The 20,886-nt window shown below is 71.3% G+C and carries 14 protein-coding genes; 4 read left to right on the plus strand and 10 right to left on the minus strand.

Features of this window, described 5'->3' with window-relative positions:
- Positions 1-42: 42 nt before the first annotated feature.
- Positions 43-5,172, minus strand: a complete 5,130-nt coding sequence (locus tag WMF44_RS48680; RefSeq protein ID WP_437296873.1) for an AAA family ATPase — start codon at positions 5,170-5,172, stop codon at positions 43-45.
- A gap of 268 nt (positions 5,173-5,440) precedes the next feature.
- On the opposite strand from WMF44_RS48680, the gene WMF44_RS48685 reads away from it, so the two are divergent.
- Positions 5,441-6,385: an alpha/beta hydrolase gene (locus WMF44_RS48685; RefSeq protein ID WP_437296874.1), complete on the plus strand. Its 945-nt coding sequence runs from the start codon at positions 5,441-5,443 to the stop codon at positions 6,383-6,385.
- A gap of 87 nt (positions 6,386-6,472) precedes the next feature.
- On the opposite strand, the gene WMF44_RS48690 is transcribed toward WMF44_RS48685, so the two are convergent.
- Positions 6,473-7,948, minus strand: coding sequence for an HTTM domain-containing protein (locus tag WMF44_RS48690; protein ID WP_437296875.1), 1,476 nt, complete (start codon positions 7,946-7,948; stop codon positions 6,473-6,475).
- Positions 7,836-8,858 carry a hypothetical protein gene (locus WMF44_RS48695; protein WP_437296876.1) on the minus strand — a complete coding sequence of 341 codons (1,023 nt, stop codon included), beginning with the start codon at positions 8,856-8,858 and terminating at the stop codon, positions 7,836-7,838. The genes WMF44_RS48690 and WMF44_RS48695 overlap by 113 nt, the downstream gene beginning before the upstream one ends.
- A gap of 420 nt (positions 8,859-9,278) precedes the next feature.
- On the opposite strand from WMF44_RS48695, the gene WMF44_RS48700 reads away from it, so the two are divergent.
- A complete protein-coding gene (locus WMF44_RS48700) occupies positions 9,279-10,319 on the plus strand; it encodes an oxidoreductase (RefSeq protein ID WP_437296877.1) in 1,041 nt (346 codons plus the stop codon).
- An 829-nt stretch (positions 10,320-11,148) separates the two neighbouring features.
- Here the strand turns inward: WMF44_RS48700 and sucD are convergent.
- From sucD to murA, 5 genes are all read right to left on the minus strand, one after another.
- Positions 11,149-12,030 carry a succinate--CoA ligase subunit alpha gene (sucD, locus tag WMF44_RS48705; RefSeq protein ID WP_437296878.1) on the minus strand — a complete coding sequence of 294 codons (882 nt, stop codon included), beginning with the start codon at positions 12,028-12,030 and terminating at the stop codon, positions 11,149-11,151.
- Positions 12,031-12,125: 95 nt separating this feature from the next.
- Positions 12,126-13,322 carry an ADP-forming succinate--CoA ligase subunit beta gene (gene sucC / locus WMF44_RS48710; RefSeq protein WP_437296879.1) on the minus strand — a complete coding sequence of 399 codons (1,197 nt, stop codon included), beginning with the start codon at positions 13,320-13,322 and terminating at the stop codon, positions 12,126-12,128.
- A 234-nt stretch (positions 13,323-13,556) separates the two neighbouring features.
- Positions 13,557-14,507 (minus strand): hypothetical protein, encoded by a 951-nt coding sequence (locus WMF44_RS48715; RefSeq protein ID WP_437296880.1) that lies wholly within the window; start codon positions 14,505-14,507, stop codon positions 13,557-13,559.
- 125 nt (positions 14,508-14,632) lie between these two features.
- Positions 14,633-15,268 (minus strand): ATP phosphoribosyltransferase, encoded by a 636-nt coding sequence (gene hisG / locus WMF44_RS48720; RefSeq protein WP_012241753.1) that lies wholly within the window; start codon positions 15,266-15,268, stop codon positions 14,633-14,635.
- On the minus strand, positions 15,265-16,533 hold the full coding sequence (gene murA / locus WMF44_RS48725; RefSeq protein WP_437296881.1) for a UDP-N-acetylglucosamine 1-carboxyvinyltransferase: 1,269 nt from the start codon (positions 16,531-16,533) through the stop codon (positions 15,265-15,267). The genes hisG and murA overlap by 4 nt, the downstream gene beginning before the upstream one ends.
- A 189-nt stretch (positions 16,534-16,722) precedes the next feature.
- Here murA and WMF44_RS48730 point away from each other — a divergent pair, with 189 nt between their 5' ends.
- Positions 16,723-17,907: a hypothetical protein gene (locus WMF44_RS48730; RefSeq protein WP_437296882.1), complete on the plus strand. Its 1,185-nt coding sequence runs from the start codon at positions 16,723-16,725 to the stop codon at positions 17,905-17,907.
- A complete protein-coding gene (locus tag WMF44_RS48735; RefSeq protein WP_437296883.1) occupies positions 17,882-18,433 on the plus strand; it encodes a DUF2452 domain-containing protein in 552 nt (183 codons plus the stop codon). The genes WMF44_RS48730 and WMF44_RS48735 overlap by 26 nt, the downstream gene beginning before the upstream one ends.
- A gap of 13 nt (positions 18,434-18,446) precedes the next feature.
- On the opposite strand, the gene WMF44_RS48740 is transcribed toward WMF44_RS48735, so the two are convergent.
- Positions 18,447-19,433, minus strand: coding sequence for an NAD(P)H-quinone oxidoreductase (locus WMF44_RS48740; RefSeq protein ID WP_437301696.1), 987 nt, complete (start codon positions 19,431-19,433; stop codon positions 18,447-18,449).
- 34 nt (positions 19,434-19,467) lie between these two features.
- A complete protein-coding gene (locus WMF44_RS48745; RefSeq protein ID WP_437296884.1) occupies positions 19,468-20,595 on the minus strand; it encodes a serine/threonine-protein kinase in 1,128 nt (375 codons plus the stop codon).
- Positions 20,596-20,886: the final 291 nt, after the last annotated feature.

Below are 20,886 nucleotides of genomic sequence, written 5' to 3' on the forward strand. Positions count from 1 at the left end.
CCTCACCAACGGGCGGGGGCGACGGCGGAGCGCGCCGCCCGCTCATCCGTGGGGTCGTGCGGTCCGGGGCGGCGTGATCGCGTGGGCGACGGCGCTCTGGAGCGTCGAGCGGGTGATGATGCCGCGGAGGTCGATCCCGCCCTGCGTGAGCGCCCGGGCGACCTCCGGCTGCATCCCGGTCAAGATCGCCTGCGCGCCGAGCAGCCGCAGTGCCGAGGCGGTGCGGATCAGCGAGTCGGCGACCCCGGCGTCGACGTGCTTCAGGCCGGTGATGTCGATGATCACGGTGGACGGGTTGTGGCGCTCCACGCCGGCGAGGGTCGCCTCCAGCACCTGCGCGGCGCGCGCCGCGTCCATCGTCCCGATGAGCGGCATGACAAGGACGCGATCGGTGATCGGGATGATGGGCGTCGCCATCTCCGAGAGGCGCAGCCGCTGCACCCCGATGATCTCCTCCTGGAGCGCCGCCCGGGCCTGCTCGGCGCGCTCGCGCTCGCGGAGCTCCTCGAGCAAGAGCTCGTTGGCCCGGTTCAGCTCGTCTGCCTTCTGCGACAGGCGCTCGTTGACCGAGAACAGCTCCTCGGTGCGCCGCTGCACCTCGCTCTCGAGCCGATCGTTCATGGCGCGGTGCCTGTCGGACACCTCCTGCAGCCGGCCGTAGAGCTGCGCGTTCTCGAGCGCCGCCGCGACCTGCGCGCCCAGGAGGCGGAGCAGCTCGGTCTGCTCCGGGGTGAAGGCGCCGCTCGCGAGCGCGTTCTCCACGTACAGCACGCCCGTGAGCCGGTTCTGGTGGACGAGCGGGAGGCCCATCACCGACCTCGGCCGGTGCGCGGCGAGGTAGGGATCCGCCGCGAAGCGAGGGCTCGCCGCGGCGTCGTCCAGGATGAGCAGCTCTCGCGTCCGCGCCACGTAGTGGACCACGCTGACCGGCAGGGCCGACGACTCCTCCAGCGGACGCCGGAGCTCCACCTCGACCGACTCCGGATCCATGGTGACGGACGCCTCGATGAACAATCGCTCTTCGCGCGCGAGCACCAGGAAGCCGCGCTGTCCGCCGGCGCTCGCGAGGACGGCGCGCATCACGCGGTCGAGCGCCTTCCCGAGCACGAGCTCGCTGGAGATCGCCTGCGTCGTCTGCAGCACCGCCGCGACGTCGGCGAGCTTGTGGAGGAGCGGGTGGCTCACCGACAGGGAGCTCGTCCTCGCGGCGGCCTTCTCGTGCTCCGCCGCGGGCCCTCGTGCGATGGGGAGCGGGTCGAGCCCGTGCTGCCGGGCGAGCTCCGCGGCCTTCCGCTCTGCCCCCCACTGCCGGTAGGCGTGCATCGCCGCGTCCAGGTAGAGCGCGGCGATGCGCCGCCGGCCCTTGCGGGCGTAGTAGAGGCCCGAAAGCTCCGACGCGAGCGCCTCGTACTGCACGAACTCGCTCTGGCGGGCGGCGTCGATGGCGTCGTCGTAGAGCCCCATCGCCTCGACGTCGCGGCCGGAGGCGCGCGCCGCCTCGGCCAGGACCAGGACGTGTTTCACGCGGAAGTTGTCGGGGCAATGGCGCGCCCAGAGCTCGAGCTTCTCGAGCGACGCGGAGAGCGCCCCGGCGTGCCGCTCGCGCTCGCGCGCGTCGCGCTCGCCGAGCGCGACCAGCGTGAGCGCGAGATAGAAGTGGTAGGTCGCCTCGATCGGCATCGCCATGACGGCCCCGAGCACCGGGCGCGCCGCCTCCGCGGCGGCGAGCGCCTCCTCGAGGCGGCCGTGGGAATAGAGGAGGATGAGCCGGATGATGTGGTAAAAGGCGATACCGCACCCGAAGCTCGCCCGGGTGAGCGCGGCCAGGCACGCTTCTTCCGAGAATTCGGCAAAGCCCTCCTCGCTCAGCGAGGCGTCGGCCGCCGTGAGCCCCTTCAGGCTGCGCAGGAACTGCTGCTCCAGCCGGATCGTCTCGAGGACGGCGTGATTGCCTGTCTTGCGCGCGAACGACGCGAAGCGCTCGGCGACGCGGTCGACCTCCGCCAGCGGATCGCCCTTCTCGTAGACCTGCCAGACGGTCTCGAAGGCCAGGTAGCTCGCGTACACCAGGTCGCCGGCCTCGATGCACGCGAGGAACGCCCGCTCCAGGATGGGGAGATCGTTCCGGATGTGCTGGACCCAGAAGTTGATGTGATCGCCGTGGAGGTGCAGCAGCGTCCCCCGCAGCGCGACGTCCCCGAGCTTCTCGTTCAGCCGGATCGACATCTCCGAGAAGCGGAATCCCGACGGGATATCGCCGAACGCCGCGACGAGCATGAGCCCATACACGCTGTAGCCGAAGCACGACGCCTCGGTGTTGCCGTGCCGCAGCGACAGGTTCAGCATCTTCAGCGCGATGAGCGGGAACACGCCCGGCCGCCCGATGTACGCGCACGGAGCGCAGTCGGCGAGCAGGTTGATGACCGCGCGGATCTGCTCGTCGGCGAGCAGCGGCGCGTGCAGGATGTCCTCGATGCTCCTGCCCGCCATGCTCTGCGGGATCTGCGCGACCTCGGCGGCGACGGCGGCGCCGATCTCCTCGCTCGCCCCGGGGATCTCGACGCCGAACAGGCGCAGCGCCTCCTGTCCGACGGTGACGCCCTCGTCGTAGCGGCCGGCGACCTGATAGAGCTTCATCCGCAGGCTCTGGACCCGCGCCCGATCGAGGTCCGACGCCGCCACCTCGAGCAGCCGCTGGAACAGCGCCTCGGCCTCGGTGAAGCGGCCGCACAGGTACTCGCACTCGGCCGCCTCCAGCGTGAGCGCCCAGCGCAGCGCGTGATCCCCCGAGGCGCCGTCGTCTCCGAGCGCGCTCCGCCCGGCGCTGAAGTACTCCGCCGCGGCCCCGTACGCGGTCGAGCCCTTGGCCTTCCTCCCGGCGCGCAGGTTCAGGCGCGCGAGCAGATCGCGCTCGCCGGGATCGGCGATGAGGGCGGCGCCATCGTTGAGATGATTCACCGTGTCGAACAGCCGCTCTTCCTGCGGCTCCCCGCGCTGGCTGGCCAGCATCAGGCGGCCGACGCGCAGGTGGGCGGCGCACCTGTGCTCGTCCGCGATGAGGGCATAGGCCGCCTGCTGGACGCGATCGTGCAAGAACTGGTAGGAGACGGCGAGCGACGCGTCGGTCGCGGGCTCGCCGTGGGAGGGGTCTTCCGGGTGAACGAGCCGGTAGTCGGCGTCGATGGGGAGCAGGACCCCTTCCTGCATGGCCGCCCAGAGATCCTGCGCCGCCTGCGCGGCCGGCAGCTCGGAGATCGTCGCGAGCGTGCGCAGGTCGAACCGGTGCCCGATGCACGCGGCGAGCGTCAGGGCGCGCTGGGTGGGCGGCGCGAGCCTCTGCAGCTTGGCGATCATGAAGTCGGCGACGTTGTCCGTCACGGCCCGCGACTCGATGGCTGCGAGATCCCATGTCCATCTGCCGGTTTCCGGATCGCAGAGGAGGAGCCCGTCGTCGCCCAGCATGCGCAGGAACTGCCCCATGAAGAACGGGTTGCCCAGCGTCTTGTCGTGGATGAGCTCGGAGAGCTGGGCGACGTCCTGCGCCGCGCGTCCGAGGGCGTCCGATGCGAGCGCCGTCACGTCGTCCTGCGAGAGCGGGGCGAGGGGGATGTCGGTCACGGCCGCGCTCGCGGCGCGGACGGCGTCGAGGGTGATGACGAGCGGGTGCGCCGGGCTCACCTCGTTGTCGCGGTAGGCCCCGACGACCAGGAGATGGCGTGTGTCGGCGTCGGTGAGCAGGAGCCTGAGCAGCCGGAGCGACGCCGGGTCCGCCCACTGGAGGTCGTCGAGGAACAGGACGAGCGGGTGTGACGGCGCGGCGAACACGCCAAGGAAGCTCCGGAACACCATGTCGAAGCGGTTCTGCGACTCGGAGGGGCCGAGCGCCGCGACAGCGGGCGCCTCGCCGACGATGAGCGCGAGCTCGGGGATGAGGTCGACGAGGAGCCCGGCGTTCGGGCCGAGCGCCGCGCCGAGCTCCGCTCTCCAGTGGGCCAGCGCGTCTGTCCGCTCGGAGAGGAGCTGCTGCACGAGCCCCCTGAACGCCTGGACGACCGAGGCGCAGGGCACGCCGCGGTTCAGCTGATCGAACTTGCCGTGGGCGAAGTGGCCGCCGACCCTGGCGATGGCCTTGTAGGTCTCGTGGACCAGCGCGCTCTTGCCGACGCCGGAGTAGCCGGAGACGAGCACGAGCTCCGCGGCGCCCGCGCGGGCCCGCTCGAAGGCGGTGAGGAGCCGGTCCCGCTCCGCGTCCCGGCCGTAGATCTTCTGCGGGACGCGCAGCTCGTGGCTGCGATCGCGCTGGCCGACGGGGAAGGGGTGGACCTGGCCTGTCTGCTCGAGGGAGCGCAGGCACTCCGCGAGGTCTGCCTTGACGCCGTACGCGCTCTGGTAGCGGTCCTCGGGCGCCTTGGCGAGGAGCTTCATGACGATCTCGGAGACCGGCCGGGGGACATCCCCGCGGAGCTCGTGCGGCGGGGCGGGCTGCCGCGCGATGTGGCTGTAGAGGACGTCCACCGGATCGCCGTCCGGGAACGGCAGGGCTCCGGTCAGCATTTCATACAGCGTGACACCGAACGAGTAGAGGTCGGCGCGGTAGTCGATGCCCCTGTTCATGCGCCCTGTCTGCTCGGGCGACATGTACGCGAGCGTGCCTTGCAGGGTGGACGCCGAGGTCGACTGTTGCAACTCCTGCTTGAGCCGCGACGAGGCGCCGAAGTCGATGAGCGTGGCGCGGCGCATGTCCGAGCTGACGATGATGTTGCTGGGATTGATGTCCTTGTGCGTGACGTGACAGCGGTGCACCGCGCCGATGGCGTCGGCGATGGCCGTCGAGAGCGAAAGCGCCGCGCGGAGATCCAGCCGGCGATCGTCGAGGATCGCCCTCAGGGTCGTGCCCTCGACCGCCTCCGTGACGAGGGCGAGGCCGCCGCGCGTCCTCTCGAGCGAGCACACCCTCACCACGGACTCGAGATCCAGATCGCGCAGGAGGCTGAACTCGTGCCGCAACAGGGCGAGATCGCGGACGCTCGGGTGCTCCCCCTTCAGCGTCTTGATGACGACCGGCCGCTGATCCGCGGCGCGGCGGCCACGGTAAACGTGGGTCTTGCCGCCCTCATGGATCAGCTGCTCGACGACGTGTCCTGGCAGATCAAACGGTGCTGTGACGGTCATTACGTGCTTGCGCTCCACCTCGTGATGGCCTCGCCCGCACGTCCCGTGCGGCCGGGTACGTCCGGGGAGGAACAGTATAGGGCGGTCTTCTGCAGATTCACCCGGGGAGTGCACAAGAGAGGGGGCTCGACGTGTGCTGTGTCACGCAGCAATGTCATGTTGGGTGTCGTTGTGTGTGGCTCGGAGCGCGGGGCGGCGGTGCGGCGCCGCCGTCCTGGAGGGCTAGCGCCGCCGGTGTTACGGTCGGCGGTACGTGAGGGAGGCGACAGTGCGCGAACGGGACGTGGAGCTTTCGACGGCCGGCATCCGACTCGCCGGCACCGCCTGCGTGCCTTCGGGCGCGGGACGTTTCCCCACGGTGTTGATGATCCACGGCAGCGGGCCGCTCGACCGCGATGAGAACATGCCGGGGCAGCGCCTCGACGTGTTCAACGCCATCGCGCGTCACCTCGCGGCCGGCGGTATCGCGAGCGTGCGCTACGACAAGCGCGGCTGCGGCAAGAGCACCGGTGACTACCACCTCGCGGGTTGTGGAGAGCTCGTGCGCGACGCGGGCGCGCTCTTCGACGCGCTGCCGGGGTACGATTTCTGCGATCCATCACGGAGGTTCTTGCTCGCGCACAGCGAGGGGTGCGTGTTCGCGCCGCTGCTCGCCATCGAGCGCCCGGCGGTCGCGGGGCTCTTGCTGCTCTGTCCCTTCATCGACAACCCCGAGCACCTCCTGCTGCGACAGGCTCGACAGATCGAGCAGGACCTCGCCGAGGTGCGCGGGGCCTGGGGCGCGGTGCAGCGCTTCCTGCTCGGGCTCGGCGGCGGTCCGATCGAGCGGCAGAAGCGCCTGATCCAGCGCATCAAGGGGTCGGACTCGGCGACGATCCGCGTAGGTCTCCAGCGCTTCCCGGCGAAATGGCTGCGCGAGATGATGGAGATCGAGCCGCGCGAGATCTTCGCTCGTGTCGCGTGCCCGATGCTGCTCATCGGCGGCGAGAAGGACGTGCAGTGTGACCCCGGCGCCGTCGAGCGGATCGCGGAGGTCGCGCGCGGCGACGTCGAACGGCACGTGATTGCCAACCTGACGCACATTTTGCGGAGCGACCCCGGCCCTCCGTCCATCTTCGGTGCGTACAAGCGCGTCGGCGACCCGCTGGATCCCGCGGTGCTGTCGCTGATAGCTGACTGGTTGAGGGCGCGCCAGCGCCAGGTCGCCGCTTGAGCGCACGGCCGGTCGCGTGGAGCGAGCCGCTCCGGTCGCCTGACCGAAGCTCGAGGTGATTCCACCCGGGCGACGCTGCGCTGGCGGCTAGTATCGGGGTGGCTGCACGACCGCGAGGAGCCCGCTCGGCTGCGACGCCAGATCGAGCGTCGGATCGACGAGGTCGCGGAGGGGACCTCCGTTCAGCGACGCGACGACCTTGGCCGTGACGATGGGCCGCACCCCGAAGTCGTCCCGCCAGCGATCGGCCACGTGGTGCGCGAAGTCGACGAGCATGTCGGGCCGCGCGCACATCTCCCCGAGCTGGCGGCTCGTGAGCCACTCCTCGACGTCGAGCGGCTCGCGCACGCCGGTCCTCGGATCCAGCACGTGAATCCCGAGCTCGCTCACATTCTTGTCACGCAGCTTCATGCGCCACGAGAAGCGGTGTCCGGCCTCGTTCCAGGCGACGTCGCCCGGATAGACCCAGTGACGGAGCGGCACCACGAGGTGGAACAGGAGATACCCGTGGAGCAGCGCGAGCGGCAGCGCGCTCCGCTGCGGCGCGGCGGGCGAGGGGGCGCGGGCGTCGTCGCCGGGGGCGTCCGCGCCCTTGAACAGGAAGGGCAGGCGCCGCCTCGGCCACGAGGGATCGCCGAACAGCGCGAGCGAGGCGATCATCGCGTAGGGGAAGATCCCGATATTGAACAGGAGGGCGTTGGAGAAGTTGAACGCCACGGCGAGCGCCGCGCCGATCGGGAAGGCGCGCCGCGAGAAGAGCAGGAAGCCCATCGAGAGGTCGATGAAGAGCCCGGCATACGAGAGCGCGAGCCCCGCTGTCGGCGAGGCAAGGAGCGGCCCGACGAGGGGCGCGTCGCCGTGCTCGGCGAGCCACATCGTGAGCGGCTGTCCCCGGAGCCAGTCGCCGTTCAGCTTCGCGATGCCGCCGTAGAAGTAGACGATGGCGATCTGGGCCTTCAGGGCGAAGAGATAGAGGCGCGGCACGGTCTCCGCCGGCGCGCCGGGCGCCGCCCCGGCGGGCGAGGCGCGCCGCGCGCGGAGGCGATCCAGCGAGAGCGCGCGGTGCGCCGGGGCGGCGGCGAGCAAGAGGCCGAGGAGGCAGAGGAGATAGAGGTGGTTGAGGTATTGTGCCTTGTCGAGGAGGAAGACATACGTGAGCGCGGCGCAGAGGAGCGCGGCGCTCACCCGGTAGAAGAGCCCGACGGCGCAGAGCAGCGCGAGGACGAAGAGGGCGCCGAAATGCCAGTACATCCCAGTCCCGCCCCACGGGCGGACGAAGGGGACGAAGCTGAAGAAGAAGCCGGGCTCGATGTAATAGCGGTAGATCCGATCGTGGAGGGCGTACCGGACGACCTCCCACGCGATCAGGGCGCCATAGCCGGCGCGGAAGACGGCGAGCGAGGCGGCGTCGACCTCGGCGGTGAGGTAGGCCGCCCAGCGCCGCGCGAGGTCACTTCCAGTGCCCGTGCGCGTGCCCGTGCTTGTGGTGCTTGTGTTTGCCCTTGTGCTTGCCGTGCACGTGGATGTGGACCGGTCGGCCGTCGTCATCGTCGTCGTCGTCATCGTGGACCACCACCACGCCAGGAGCCCTGTTGACCTTCACATCCACGTTCCACGCCGTCGCCACCACGACGTTCACGGCCGGCGCGCTCGGGCCGACGACGACGTGCACGCCGGGGCGGTAGCCGACGAGCACCACGTCGGCGTGCGTCGGGTGCGCCACGACGACGGTGAGCTTCACCGGGTTGACCTTCGCCGCGACCTTGCCGACGCAGTAGAGGCCGCCCGGGCCGGGGGTGAGCACGACGAGCTCGGAGCCCTGTCCCACGAAGCCGAGCTTGATCTTGCGGTCGCCGACGGGGACCGGCTTCAGGTCCGCGTCGAGGACGTAGACCCTGACCTGACCGGAGGCCTTGTCCGCGACGACCTCGATCGTGTCGTCGCCGACCACCTGGATCACCCCGCCGTTCGGGCCCGTCTTGCCGGGGGGAATGGGCCTCTTCTCGGCCTTTCTCGCGCCCTCGACGATGACCTTCGTGCCCCCTGAGGGCACGTGGAGCGTGCCATTCCACGGCTTCCCGGAGACGATGATGTTGTACTTCACCTCGGTGAGATCGGCCTCGAGCTTGGGCCCGGTCGCGACGAGGAGCCCTGTCTTCGCGTCGAGCGCGAGCGGGGCCTGCGCGTCGCCGTTCGGCCCTTTCCAGGTGAGCGTGCCGCTCACGTCCTTGTCGACGGGTTTGCCGTCAGGCGCCTTCACGATCGCCTTCACTGTGCCATCGGCCGCGAAATCCCACCCGACCGAGCCGCCTTCGTGCTCCTCGATCAACGGATCTTCGATCGCCACGGGGACCGCCTGGACCGACTCCTCGGTCACGCTGGCCTCGGCGGTGGTCTTGCACCCTGCCGCGAAGGGGCTGCCGGCGATCAAGGTGGTCAGGGCCACCACGGAAAGGATGCTCTTGGCTTGCATCAAAGCCTCCAAGCGCAGGAGGCTACCCCAACCGCCGAGCCGCGTCTTGACGAACCGCCTCGCGCTGCGGCGAAGGGGGTCATGGGCGACGACATTGGAGGTGCGGTGACCACTTCGCCCGTGATCGTCGCTCGTGCGTGTCTCCGGCGTGAGCTCGTAGGGTTCGAAGAAGCCTTGTGCGGAGTGCCTGGTGGGATTGACGAGCGATGTGGATGCTCTGGGCATATCGCCGAGCGCGGTAGCGGGCGCGGTGGATGTCTGTGGCAGCTTGCCAGGCGCGAGCGTGCGTGGTGTTGCGGGGATGCCTGTGGCGGCTCGCCGGCCGCCGTCACGCGCCTCTGGAGGCTCGTCGGCGTCTTCGCGCCTGGGCTTCCCCCCAGCGCCTCTTCGGGCTAGCGTCCCGGACGAGCCCGTCCTGCCATGTCCCAGCGCGTCTATGTCGGCCTTGTCGGCTACGGCCTCGCCGGCGCCGTTTTCCACGCCCCGCTGATCCGGTCCGTCCCTCGGCTGCGCCTCGCCGCCATCGCGACCCGCCGGGAGGGCCAGGTCATGGCCGACCACTCGGGCGTCGCCGTGCATCCGACGCCCGAGGTGCTGATCGCCGAGCCGGGGATCGACCTCGTGGTCATCGCCTCGCCCAACGAGACCCACTTCCCGCTCGCGCGCGCCGCGCTCGAGGCGGGCAAGCACGTGGTCGTCGACAAGCCGTTCACGATCACGAGCGCCGAGGCTGACGAGCTCATCGCGCTGGCCGCGCGCCGGTGCCGGCTCCTCTCGGTCTTCCAGAACCGCCGCTGGGACGCGGACTTCCGCACCGTGCGCAGCTGCATCGAGCAGGGCCTGCTCGGCGAGGTGGCCTCGTACGAGGCGCACTTCGACCGGTTCCGCCCCGCCATCAAGCAGGGCTGGCGAGAGCAGGCGGCGCCGGGCTCGGGGATCCTGTACGACCTCGGCGCGCACCTGATCGACCAGGCGCTCGTGCTCTTCGGCCCGCCGCGCGCGGTGACCGCCGACGTCCTCGCGCAGCGATCCGGGGCGCGCACGGTGGACTATTTCCACCTCACGCTCGACTACGGCAAGCGCCGGGTGATCGTGCGCTCCTCGACGCTGGTGCCCGAGCCGGGGCCGCGCTTCGCGGTCCACGGCGACGGCGGGAGCTTCCTCAAGCACGGGATCGACGGCCAGGAGAACGCGCTCAAGGCAGGCACGCGCCCGGGTGTGCCGGAGTGGGGACGGGAGGATCCGCGCTGGTTCGGCACGCTCGTCACGGCGAGCGGCGAGCGCCGCGTCATCGAGAGCCTGCCCGGCGCCTACGAGGCCTATTACGAGGGCATCGCGGCGGCGATCCTCGACGGCGCCCCGCCGCCGGTGCGCGCCGAGGAGGCGCGCGACGTGATCCGCGTCATCGAGGCCGCGATGAAGAGCGCGGCCGAGCGGCGGACGATATCGCTGGGGGCGTGATCGACGCTGCGCAGGAAGACCGCTGCTTGCGTTGAGAAGCGGTTGAAGAGCGCATGTTCACGCGACTTCCGTCGCCTCGTACCGAGGGTGCTTATCGTTCGGTGGGAATGCGCCGATATTCGAGGTGCGTCACCAACGACAGCGGTAGGCCCGGAGGATAGGCCGATGTCCGAGGTGGGTTAAAAAGGGACGGCGGTAGGCCCGGGGCGAGGGAGCTCGTTGGGCGGGGTGGGGGATGGGCCGATGTCCGAGGTGGGTTAAAAAGGGATGGCGGTAGGCCCGGGGCGAGGGAGCTCGTTGGGCGGGGTGGGGGATGGGCCGATGTCTGAGGTGGGTTAAAAAGGGACGGCGGTAGGCCCGGGGCGAGGGAGCTCGTTGGGCGGGGTGGGGGATGGGCCGATGTCTGAGGTGGGTTAAAAAGGGACGGCGGTAGGCCCGGGGCGAGGGAGCTCGTTGGGCGGGGTGGGGGATGGGCCGATGTCTGAGGTGGGTTAAAAAGGGACGGCGGTAGGCCCGGGGCGAGGGAGCTCGTTGGGCGGGGTGGGGGATGGGCCGATGTCTGAGGTGGGTTAAAAAGGGACGGCGGTAGGCCCGGGGCGAGGGAGCTCGTTGGGCGGGGTGGGGGATGGGCCGATGTCTGAGGTGGGTTAAAAAGGGACGGCGGTAGGCCCGGGGCGAGGGAGCTCGTTGGGCGGGGTGGGGGATGGGCCGATGTCTGAGCCCGAGGCACCTCTCCTCCGGCGAAGCCGGAGGAGAGGTGCCTCGGGCGAGTTCGGCGGGGCCCCCACCCCGCCCAACGAGCTCCCTCGCCCCGGGCCGGGCGATCAGATCAGCGCGCCGCCGCCATCGCGGCCTGCATCGCGACGCCCATCTCGGCCGGCGTGGCGGCCACCTTGGCCCCCGCCGCCTCGAGCGCCGCGATCTTCTCGGCCGCCGTGCCCTCGCCGCCCGCGATGATCGCGCCGGCGTGGCCCATGCGCTTGCCCGGAGGCGCCGCGCGGCCGGCGATGAACGCCGCCACCGGCTTCTTCATGTTCTGCTTGATCCACGCCGCCGCGCGCTGCTCGGCCGTCCCACCGATCTCGCCGATCAGCACCACGCCGTGGGTGTCGGGATCCTGGTTGAAGAGCTCGAGCACGTCGATGAAGTCCATGCCGCCGACCGGATCGCCGCCGATGCCCACGCAGCTCGACTGCCCGATGCCGAGGGCGCTCAGCTGGCCGACCGCCTCGTAGGTCAGCGTGCCCGAGCGGGAGAGGACGCCGATGTGGCCCTTCTTGTGGATGTGGCCCGGCATGATCCCGATCTTGCACTCTCCCGGCGTGATCACGCCGGGACAGTTCGGCCCGATGAGCCGCGCCGGCTTCCCCTCGAGGAAGCGACGGACGCGGATCATGTCGAGCACCGGCACGCCGTCCGTGATGCAGATGACGAGCTTGCAACCCGCATCGACGGCCTCGGTGATCGCGTCGGCCGCGCCGACCGGCGGCACGAAGATGCACGAGACCTCGGCGCCCTCGTTGCGCACGGCCTGCTCGACCGTGTCGAAGATCGGCACCTTGTCTTCGAATCGCTGGCCGCCCCGGCCCGGCGTCACGCCGGCGACGACCTTCGTCCCGTACTCGATGCAGGCGCGGGCGTGCTGCGACCCGTAGGCGCCCGTGATGCCCTGGAAGACGACCCGCGTGTCCTTGTTGACGAGGATGCTCATCGCTTGATTACTCTACCTTCAACGTGGACAGGAGCTCGGCCACCGCCGCTGGCTCGCTGCTCAACTGGGTTCGAGGCTCGGTGCTCGCGGGCGCCCTAGGCGCCGGCCTTGCCGCCGCGCGTGGCGGCCACGATCTTCTGCGCGCCGTCGGCCATGGAGCTCGCCGACTGGATGGTCAGGCCGCTCTCGTCGAGCAGCTTGCGGCCGGCCTCGACGTTCGTACCCTCGAGGCGCACCACGAGAGGCACCTTGAGCCCGAGCTCCTTCGCCGCGGCGATGACCCCGGCCGCGACGACGTCGCAGCGCATGATGCCGCCGAAGATGTTCACGAAGATGCCGCGGACCCGCTCGCTCCGGAGGATGATCTGGAACGCGGTCTTCACCTGCTCCTGCGAGGCGCCGCCGCCGACGTCCAGGAAGTTCGCCGGCTTTCCGCCGTAATGGAGGATGATATCCATCGTCGCCATCGCGAGCCCGGCGCCGTTCACGAGGCAGCCGATGTCGCCGTCGAGCGACACGTAGGACAGCCCGGCCCGCTTCGCCTGCAGCTCGACCGGATCCTCCTCGTCGACGTCGCGCATCCCGTTCCAGTCGGCGTGCCGGAACTCGGCGTTGTCGTCGAAGCTCACCTTCGCGTCGAGCGCGAAGACGTCGCCGGCGCCGGTCACGACGAGCGGGTTGATCTCGAGCAGCGAGCAGTCCTCCGCGGTGAAGCACGCATAGAGCGAGGCCACGAGCTTCAGGAACTGGCGCTGCGTCTCCTTCGCGGTGAGCCCGAGCGCGATCGCGAGCTGCCGCCCCTGGTACGGGGCGAGGCCGAGCACCGGATCGATGAAGAGCTTGTAGATCTTCTCCGGCGTGCTGTGGGCCACCTCCTCGATGTCCATGCCGCCCTCGGTCGAGGCGATCACCGCGACGCGGCGGCGCTCGCGATCGACGAGCATCGCGAAGTAGAGCTCGCGCGCGATGTCGAGGCCCTGCTCGATGTAGAGCCGCCGGACCTTCTGCCCCTCGGGGCCCGTCTGCTTGGTGACGAGCTGCATGCCGAGGATCTTCTCGGCGAGGGCGGTCGCCTCCGCGCTGCCGCCCTTCGCGACCTTGACGCCGCCGCCCTTGCCGCGGCCGCCCGCGTGGATCTGCGCCTTCACGACGACGACCGGGTTGCCTGTCTGGGCGATCAGCCGATCGGCGATCGGCGCCACCTCACTCGCCTGGAAAGCGGGCTCCCCTTTCGGTACCGGCACTCCGTAGCGAGCGAAGAGCTGCTTGCCTTGATACTCGTGGATTTTCATGAGAGGGGCCGCCACCCTATCACAAGGCCGCGCCCGCGCGAGACTCGAAAAACAGGGTCGACGGACGTCAGTGTGCCCGGTGGCGTGGCTGCCTTGCCTGCCTTGCCTGCCTTGCCTGCCCGCGCGAGTCACGTGTTACGTTTTGTTACGTTCCGGCACCTTACGTTTCGAGTGTTTCGCGCCGGCTCACCCATCCATGGAAAAGTGCGGCGGCGCGGCGCCGCTTCCGTCGCCTCACTTGGCGGCGTAGGGCGGCGGCTCAGGCCGGCGGAGCGCCATGAGGGCGAACAGGCCGGGCAGGATGTCGTCCTCGACCCTGGAGACCTTGCCTTCGAGGCTGATCTTGAGCTCATCGAACGGCGCGCAGGTGAGCCCGGCGCTCGCGGAGACGCTCGGCTGAGGCGCGAACAGAAAGGCAGAGAGGGCGCCTCCCGGCTCGTGGAGAGCCTGGACTCGAAAGACCGGATGGATTGCCACCTTCGGGAGGACATTGGCGATGATCTCGCCTCCCACCCAGGGATTCAGCGCGATCGCCCCCGCCTCGTCCGCCGCGCCGACCAGCCCGGCGCTGCCGTCGATCGACACGGACAGCGCCTCGGCCGGGTAGAGCTCCAGCGCGACGACCGCCGAGTAGAAATCGATCGACGGATACAGCGCGACGCCCGACCAGGTCGACCAGAGCGGCTGCATCGTGGTGAGACCGGCGCCGAACGTCGGCGCGTCGAAGTCGAGATCGAAGCCGCCGAAGAGGTTGATCTCGTATCCCTCGCCGAGGACGAGCCCGGGCTCGACGCCGAGCATCCGGCCCGGGACGGTGCTGATCATGGTCGAGGTCGTGGGGAAATAGTTGGTCCAGCCGTCCCAGTCCTCCATGCCAATCGGGTGCGTGACGATGCCCAGCCGGAGGTGGTGATCCTCGCGGCCAATCTGGAGCATCGCCCACTCGGGTGGGCCGATCTTGATCCCCGGCGTCGGCAAGGACCACGTGGGGTAGACGAACGCCGGCAGCCCGAACGCCGGCAGCCCGAGCGGCGCCGTGGTCGCCTGCACGTCGAGATCGAGCCGGAAGTACAGCGAGCCGCTCGCGAGCCGGAGCCCGACCTCGGCCTGCGCGAGCGCGTCGAAGCGGAGGGCCGCGGGCTGCTCGCGGTGCACGCCCGCGACGACGCTGGTCCCCCCTCCCACCCAGGTGTCGATGTCGGCCGGGAGCGCGGCGAGGTGCGGTAGCAGCTGGGCCTCCTCTCTCTCTCTGGGTCTCCGGACGGCGGCTGTCCTCGATCAGCGCGCGGCGACGAGCGCCCCCGCGGCGATCACCGCCCCGCGCCGGCCGTCGCGGCCCGCAGGCGCTCGACCAGCGGGCGGATGACGTCGCTCCGCAGCTTGTAGGACGCGCGGTTCGCGATGAGCTGGGTGCTCACCTCGGTGACCGTCTCGAGCACCTCGAGGCGGTTCTCGCGCAGCGTCGAGCCCGTCTCGACGATATCGACGATGAGGTGGGAGAGCCCGACGAGCGGCGCGAGCTCCACCGAGCCGTGGACGGGGATGATCTCGGCCACCACGCCCTTGCTCGCGAAGTGATCCCCGGCGATCCGCGGGTACTTCGTGGCGACGCGCGGCAGATCGGGCACCTCCGTGTCCTCCGGCCCGGCCACGACGAGGCGGCAGCGGCCGATGCCGAGATCGAGCGGCGTGTAGAGATCGTGGCGGCGCTCGAGGAGCGTGTCACGGCCGGAGACCCCGAGATCGGCGGCGCCGTACTCGACGTAGGTCGGGACGTCGTCCGGCTTCAGGAACACGTACCGGAACGCGCCGTCCGCCGTCGGCCGGACCAGGCGGCGATCGTTCTCCTCGAGGGGCGTGCTGTCGAGGCCCGCGCGCCGCACGAGCGGGATGAGGTCCTTCAGGATCCGCCCCTTGGGGACGGCGATGGTGAGGGGCTTCGTCATCCGTCCCGCCCCGCGACGCGCGCCGTGTCGGCGCCGAGCTGCGCGAGCTTGCGCTCCATGAACTCGTAGCCGCGATCCAGGTGGTAGACGCGCAGCACCTCGGTCTCGCCCTCGGTCGCCACGAGCCCGGCGATGACGAGCGACGCGCTCGCGCGCAGATCGGTGGCCATCACGGTCGCGCCCGACAGCGGCGCGCCGCCGTGCACGTGCGCCGTGTGGCCGTCCACGTCGATGTGCGCCCCCATCCGCGCGAGCTCGGGGACGTGCATGAAGCGGTTCTCGAAGATGGTCTCGACGATGCGCGACGTGCCCTGCGCGAGGCACATCAGGACCATGAACTGCGCCTGCATGTCGGTCGGGAAGCCCGGGTGCGGCGCCGTCGTGACGTCGACGGCGCGCAGCGGCCGCCCCTCGCGCCGGACGCGCACGCAGTCGCCCTCGCGGCCCACCTCGACGCCCGCCTGGCGGAGCTTGGCCGCGACCGCCTCGAGGTCCTCGAGCGGCGCGTTCTCGATCAGCACGTCGCCGCCGGCCGCGGCCGCCGCGACCATGTACGTGCCTGCCTCGATCCGGTCGGAGATGATCGCGTGGTCGAACGGCTCCAGCTCGTCCGCGCCCTCGATGTGGATGACGTCGGTGCCGGCGCCGCTCACGCGCGCGCCCATCTTGTTGAGCACCCGGCCGAGCTCCTCGACCTCAGGCTCGCGCGCGCAGTTGACCAGCGTGGTCCGCCCCTTCGCGAGCGCCGCGGCCATCATCAGGTTCTCGGTGCCGGTCACCGTCGGCAGATCGAACACGACCTCGGCGCCGCGCAGCCGCTTGCACTCCGCGACGATGTAGCCGCGCGACAGCCGGATCGTCGCGCCGAGCGCCTCGAGGCCCTTGAGGTGCTGATCCACCGGGCGCGTCCCGATCTGGCAGCCGCCGGGGAGCGACACCTTGGCGCGGCCGAAGCGCGCGAGCAGCGGGCCGAGGACCATGACGCTCGCGCGCATCTGCTTGACGAGCTCGTAAGGCGCCTCGGGCCGCACGTTGTCGCCGGCGCCGACCTTCACGAGCGGCGGCGCGGTCTCGACGTTGCGCCCGAGGAACCGGAGCAGCGCCGAGGTCGTCTCGATGTCGCGCAGCGCGGGCACGTTGCGGAGCAGGCTCTCCCCGTCGGAGAGCAGCGTCGCGCAGAGGATCGGCAGCGCGGCGTTCTTCGCGCCGCTGATGCGGATCTTGCCGGAGAGCGGCTTCCCGCCCCGGATCCGGATGGAGTCCATGCCCCCGCTATCGCACAACCCGCGGCGGAACGCGATGTTTCGGGGCCCGCGCGCGCGGCGCGCGCCGTGTTTCGCCCCGCGCGGCGCGCCGGCCGTCGCGATCGCCGCCGGCGCACCGCGCGGGGCCGGCCGGCGACGGGGCCCACTTTCCCGTGCGCTTCCCGCGCGCTCGTCTAGTCTCCACCGGCCATGCGACCGAGCGCCATCGCCCTGTCCTCGCTGCTCGCCGCGTCTGTGGCCCCGCTCGCCGCCGCGCAGCCGTCGGCCGATCTCCGCGGGTTCCGCGCCTCGATCGACCCCGGGGCCGGCGTCTACCTCGAGCCCGCCGCGACCCCGGACACGGGCGAGTGGAGCGCGAGCCTCTGGGCCTCGTACGCCTACCGCCCCATCGTGCTCCGCGATCCCGCCTCGGGCGACGTCCGCTTCGACGTCATCCGCCACCAGGTCAGCGCGGATTTCGCGGCCGGCGTGGGCGTCGCGCGGCGCTTGCTCGTCGGGCTCACGCTGCCCGTGGTCCTCCACCAGACCGGCGACGCGCCCAGGTCCGACGCCACGCGGGTGCTCGGCGACACGTGGCTCCCGGCGCAGGCGCTCGGCGATCTCGGCCTCGTCGGCAAGCTCACGCTCGTGCAGCCCACCGGCGGCGATCTCGGCGGGCTCGCGCTCGCGCTGCACGAGCGCTTCACGCTGCCCACGGGGGACGAAGCGTCGTTCGTGGGCGAGGGGGGCGTCACGAGCGAGCTGAGGCTCCTCGCCGAGTACCGCCTGATCGCGCTCGGCGCGCACCTCGCGGCGGGGGTCAAGCTCCGCGCCGGCGAGGCCCGCTTCGGGTGCCAGGCGACCCCGGCCTCCCCCGCGGGCGACGATCCGTGCCCCACGGTGTTCGGCCACGAGCTCCCCTTCGGCCTCGGCCTCTCGTTCCGGCCGCAGATCCTGGGCATCGACCCGGAAGGGCGCACGACGTTCTTCCTGGAGGCGCACGGGCACCTCCCGCTCTCGCCGATCGCGCCGTTCGCGAGCCAGGAGGCGGCCGCGCTCGAGCTCGGCCTCGCCGCGCGCTACGCGCTGGGCGACGTCTCGTTCCTGGCCGGCGTCGAGACGGCGCTGGCCGGCGGCGTCGGCACCACGCCGCTGCGCGCCGTCCTCTCGGTGGCCTGGACCCCGCGCGTCCACGACGCCGACGAGGACGGCGTTCCGGACGACGTCGATCAGTGCGGCGAGCTCGCGGAGGACCGCGACGGCTTCCAGGACGACGACGGGTGCCCCGAAGGGGACAACGACGAAGACGGCGTCTTCGACGACGAGGACCGCTGCCCCACGCAGAAGGAAGACGAGGACGGCGTCGCGGATGAAGACGGGTGCCCTGACCCGTGACGCCGGGCCGTGGACGATCCATGACGACGTGGACCGCATGAGCGACGACGGCTACACGAAGCACGGCGGCGGCCGCCACGAGGGGCCCTCCCGCACCTCGCCGTATCCCCTGAGCCGGCTCTCCGCGCCGCACGAGCTCGTCGACGTGGCGCGGGAGATCCAGCAGGCGGACGCGCTGCTCGGCGCGGTCACCGGCGGCAAGCTCGCGCAGATCGCGCGGCAGATCCGGTCGCTCCAGGAGGAGGCGCGGCGGGTCCTCGAGGCGGCGCAGCGCGACGGCGAGCTCCACCGCGCGGCGTGCAGCTTCAAGAAGCGGCCCGGCCACGTCTACCACCTGTACCGGCGCGGCGACGGCGTCCCCTACCTCTCGATGCTCTCGCCGGAGGAGTGGGGCGGCTCGCCGCCGCACGCGTTCGAGGGCTCGTACCGCCTCGAGGTCGACATGTCGTGGACGCCGGCTGACGAGGCCGAGGCGCACGACGCGGAGGCCGGCGCGCTCGCGCGGCTCACCGGCCGCGGCGCCTGACCGCGGCGCTCGCTCACCCGCCGAGCTGGAGCAGCACCTTCCCGAACGACGCGTTGCTGGCGACGTAAATATGCGCCGCGGCGGCATCGCCGATCGGGAAGACCCGGTCCACGACCGGCCGCACAGCGCGGCTCGCGAGCCAGGGGGAGATGTTGCGCTCGAGCACCTGCGCCGCCGCGATCTTCTCCTCGAGCGGGCGCGAGCGGAGCACGGTGCCGATGAGCTCGACGCGCTTCCGCAGGAGCTCGCGCAGGTCGAGCTCCGCGGACGCGCCGGCCGTCAGCCCGACGAGCGCGATCCGGGCCTTCAGCGCGCACGCCTTGAGGTCCTCGCCGACGTACGCGCCGCCGACGAGCTCGAGGACCACGTCGACCCCCGCGCCTCCGGTCGCCTTCAGCACCTCGCCCGCGAACGTCGCGCCCGACGTCGCGATCCCGGCGTGCAGCCCGAGCTCGCGGCAGCGATCCAGCTTGTCCTGCGTGCGCGACGTCCCGACGACGAAGCACCCGAGCGCGCGGGCGATCTGGAGGCCGGCCGTGCCCACGCCGCTGCCGACCGCGTGCACCAGCGCGCGCTCGCCGGGCGCGAGCCGGGCGCGCGTCACGAGCGCGTCGTAGGCGGTGACGAACGCCTCGGGGACCGCCGCCGCCTCCTCGTCCGTGAGCCCGTCCGGCACCGGCGCGACCTCGCGCTCGTGCGCGACGATCCGCTCGGCGTAGGCGCCGCCCGCGAGGAGGCCGAAGACGCGATCACCCGGCGCGAAGCGGCGCGCGCCCTTCCCCGTGGCCTCGACCACGCCGGCGTACTCGAGCCCCGGCACGTCCTGCGGCGCGCCGGGCGGCGCCGGGTAAAAGCCCAGCCGCTGGAGCAGATCGGCGCGGTTCACCCCGGCGAAGCGGACGGCGACGCGCACGTGCCCGTCGGGCACCTCGGGCGCATCGACCTCGCGCACCTCGAGGACCTCCGGCCCGCCCGGCTCGCGGATGACGACGGCGCGCATCTTCAATGTGCCGCATGGGGCGCTCACGCCCCGTTCATTCTTCCATGGGCGGCGGGAGCACGCTCTTCCGGTAGAAGTATTCCACCTTCTCGGAGTCCGGATCGGCCGGCTCCTTCTCGGGCTCGGCCGGCGCGTTGCCGCCGATCGCCGCCTCGATCTGCACCTGCTCGAGGGCGTCCATCATCGAGGCCGCGCTCGGGAAGCGCTCCTCGCGATCGAGCGCGAGCGCGCGCATCGTCGCGACGTCGAGCGAGTGGGGCACCTCGGGCCGCAGCATGCGCGGGCGGATCGGCTTCACGCGCTGGATCTCGGCGAGCAGGGCGGCGGCCGTCGGCGCCTTGAACGGCAGCTGCCCGGTGAGCATCACGTAGAGCAGCATGCCCACCGAGTAGAGGTCCGCGCGCGCGTCGAGATCGCGGACGCCCTGCGCCTGCTCCGGGGCCATGAACGCGGGCGTGCCGGCGATGGCGTGGCTCCCCGCGGCGGCCATTGACACGAGGATCGACGGCGCCACCCCCGTGTTGAACGCCTCGGCGACGCCGAAATCGAGCACCTTCACGGTGAGCGGGCCGCGGTCGCCGCCGACGAGGCAGATGTTGTCCGGCTTGAGATCGCGGTGGAGGATGCCCTCGGTGTGCGTGACGACGAGCGCGCTGAGCACCTGGACGGCCACGTCCAGCACGACGGGAATGGGCATGGGGCGCTCGCGCGCGAGCCGCTCGGTGATGGTCTCGCCCTCGAGCCGCTCCATCACGAGGTAGGGCGTGCCGTCGTCGAGCACGCCCAGATCGTAGACCTCGACGATGTTCGGATGGCCGAAGCGGCCGGCGACGGCGGCCTCGTTGTGGAAGCGCGCGATGGCCGTCTTGCTCTGAGCGTACTGGCCGCGGAGCGTCTTGATCGCGACCCGGCGCCGCAGGCCGATGTGGATCGCGTCGTAGACCATCCCCATCCCGCCCTTGGCGATGACGCCGAGGATGCGGTAGCGGTCGTGCAGCAGGCGGCCGACGAGCGGCGCTTCCTTCGTCGGCCGCGGCTGATCGGGATCGATATCGGGCGGCAGCGGCCCGTCCACCGGCCACCCCGACTCGCCCCTGCTCGTCGGCGGCACCCGCGTCGAGGAGGGCGGGGCGACGCTCGGCGTGAGCGCCGTGCCGTGCACCGGGCACCTCTCGGTGTCCGACGGGTGCGGCAACCCGCACGCCTGGCATCGGATGAAGTGCTGCGGCGGCATCGGGGACCCGGTCAGAGTACGGGTACATCCGCCCATGCAGCAAGCTCGTTCAGGGAGCGAGCGTCCCGGCTGGGGGGGCACGCCCACAGCGTGTGGTTGGGTAGCCAACCCATGTCATCTTCAGCAGCTGGGTTGGATCGGCTCGCGGCTTACGGTAGGCTGAGCTCAAACGTGCCGCAGCCGGTCCGAAAGCCAACCCGACGAGCGCGAGAGGTACCG

The organism is Sorangium sp. So ce426, from assembly GCF_051475585.1.
Lineage (GTDB): Bacteria > Myxococcota_A > Polyangia > Polyangiales > Polyangiaceae > Sorangium > Sorangium cellulosum_B.

Coding starts and splice junctions, on each gene's coding strand:
- WMF44_RS48680 (WP_437296873.1), bottom strand. CDS start 5,172: ATGACCGTCACAGCACCGTTTGATCTGCCAGGACACGTCGTCGAGCAG.
- WMF44_RS48690 (WP_437296875.1), bottom strand. CDS start 7,948: ATGACGACGACGACGATGACGACGGCCGACCGGTCCACATCCACGTGC.
- WMF44_RS48695 (WP_437296876.1), bottom strand. CDS start 8,858: ATGCAAGCCAAGAGCATCCTTTCCGTGGTGGCCCTGACCACCTTGATC.
- WMF44_RS48700 (WP_437296877.1), top strand. CDS start 9,279: ATGTCCCAGCGCGTCTATGTCGGCCTTGTCGGCTACGGCCTCGCCGGC.
- sucD (WP_437296878.1), bottom strand. CDS start 12,030: ATGAGCATCCTCGTCAACAAGGACACGCGGGTCGTCTTCCAGGGCATC.
- sucC (WP_437296879.1), bottom strand. CDS start 13,322: ATGAAAATCCACGAGTATCAAGGCAAGCAGCTCTTCGCTCGCTACGGA.
- hisG (WP_012241753.1), bottom strand. CDS start 15,268: ATGACGAAGCCCCTCACCATCGCCGTCCCCAAGGGGCGGATCCTGAAG.
- murA (WP_437296881.1), bottom strand. CDS start 16,533: ATGGACTCCATCCGGATCCGGGGCGGGAAGCCGCTCTCCGGCAAGATC.
- WMF44_RS48730 (WP_437296882.1), top strand. CDS start 16,723: ATGCGACCGAGCGCCATCGCCCTGTCCTCGCTGCTCGCCGCGTCTGTG.
- WMF44_RS48735 (WP_437296883.1), top strand. CDS start 17,882: ATGAAGACGGGTGCCCTGACCCGTGACGCCGGGCCGTGGACGATCCAT.
- WMF44_RS48740 (WP_437301696.1), bottom strand. CDS start 19,433: ATGCGCGCCGTCGTCATCCGCGAGCCGGGCGGGCCGGAGGTCCTCGAG.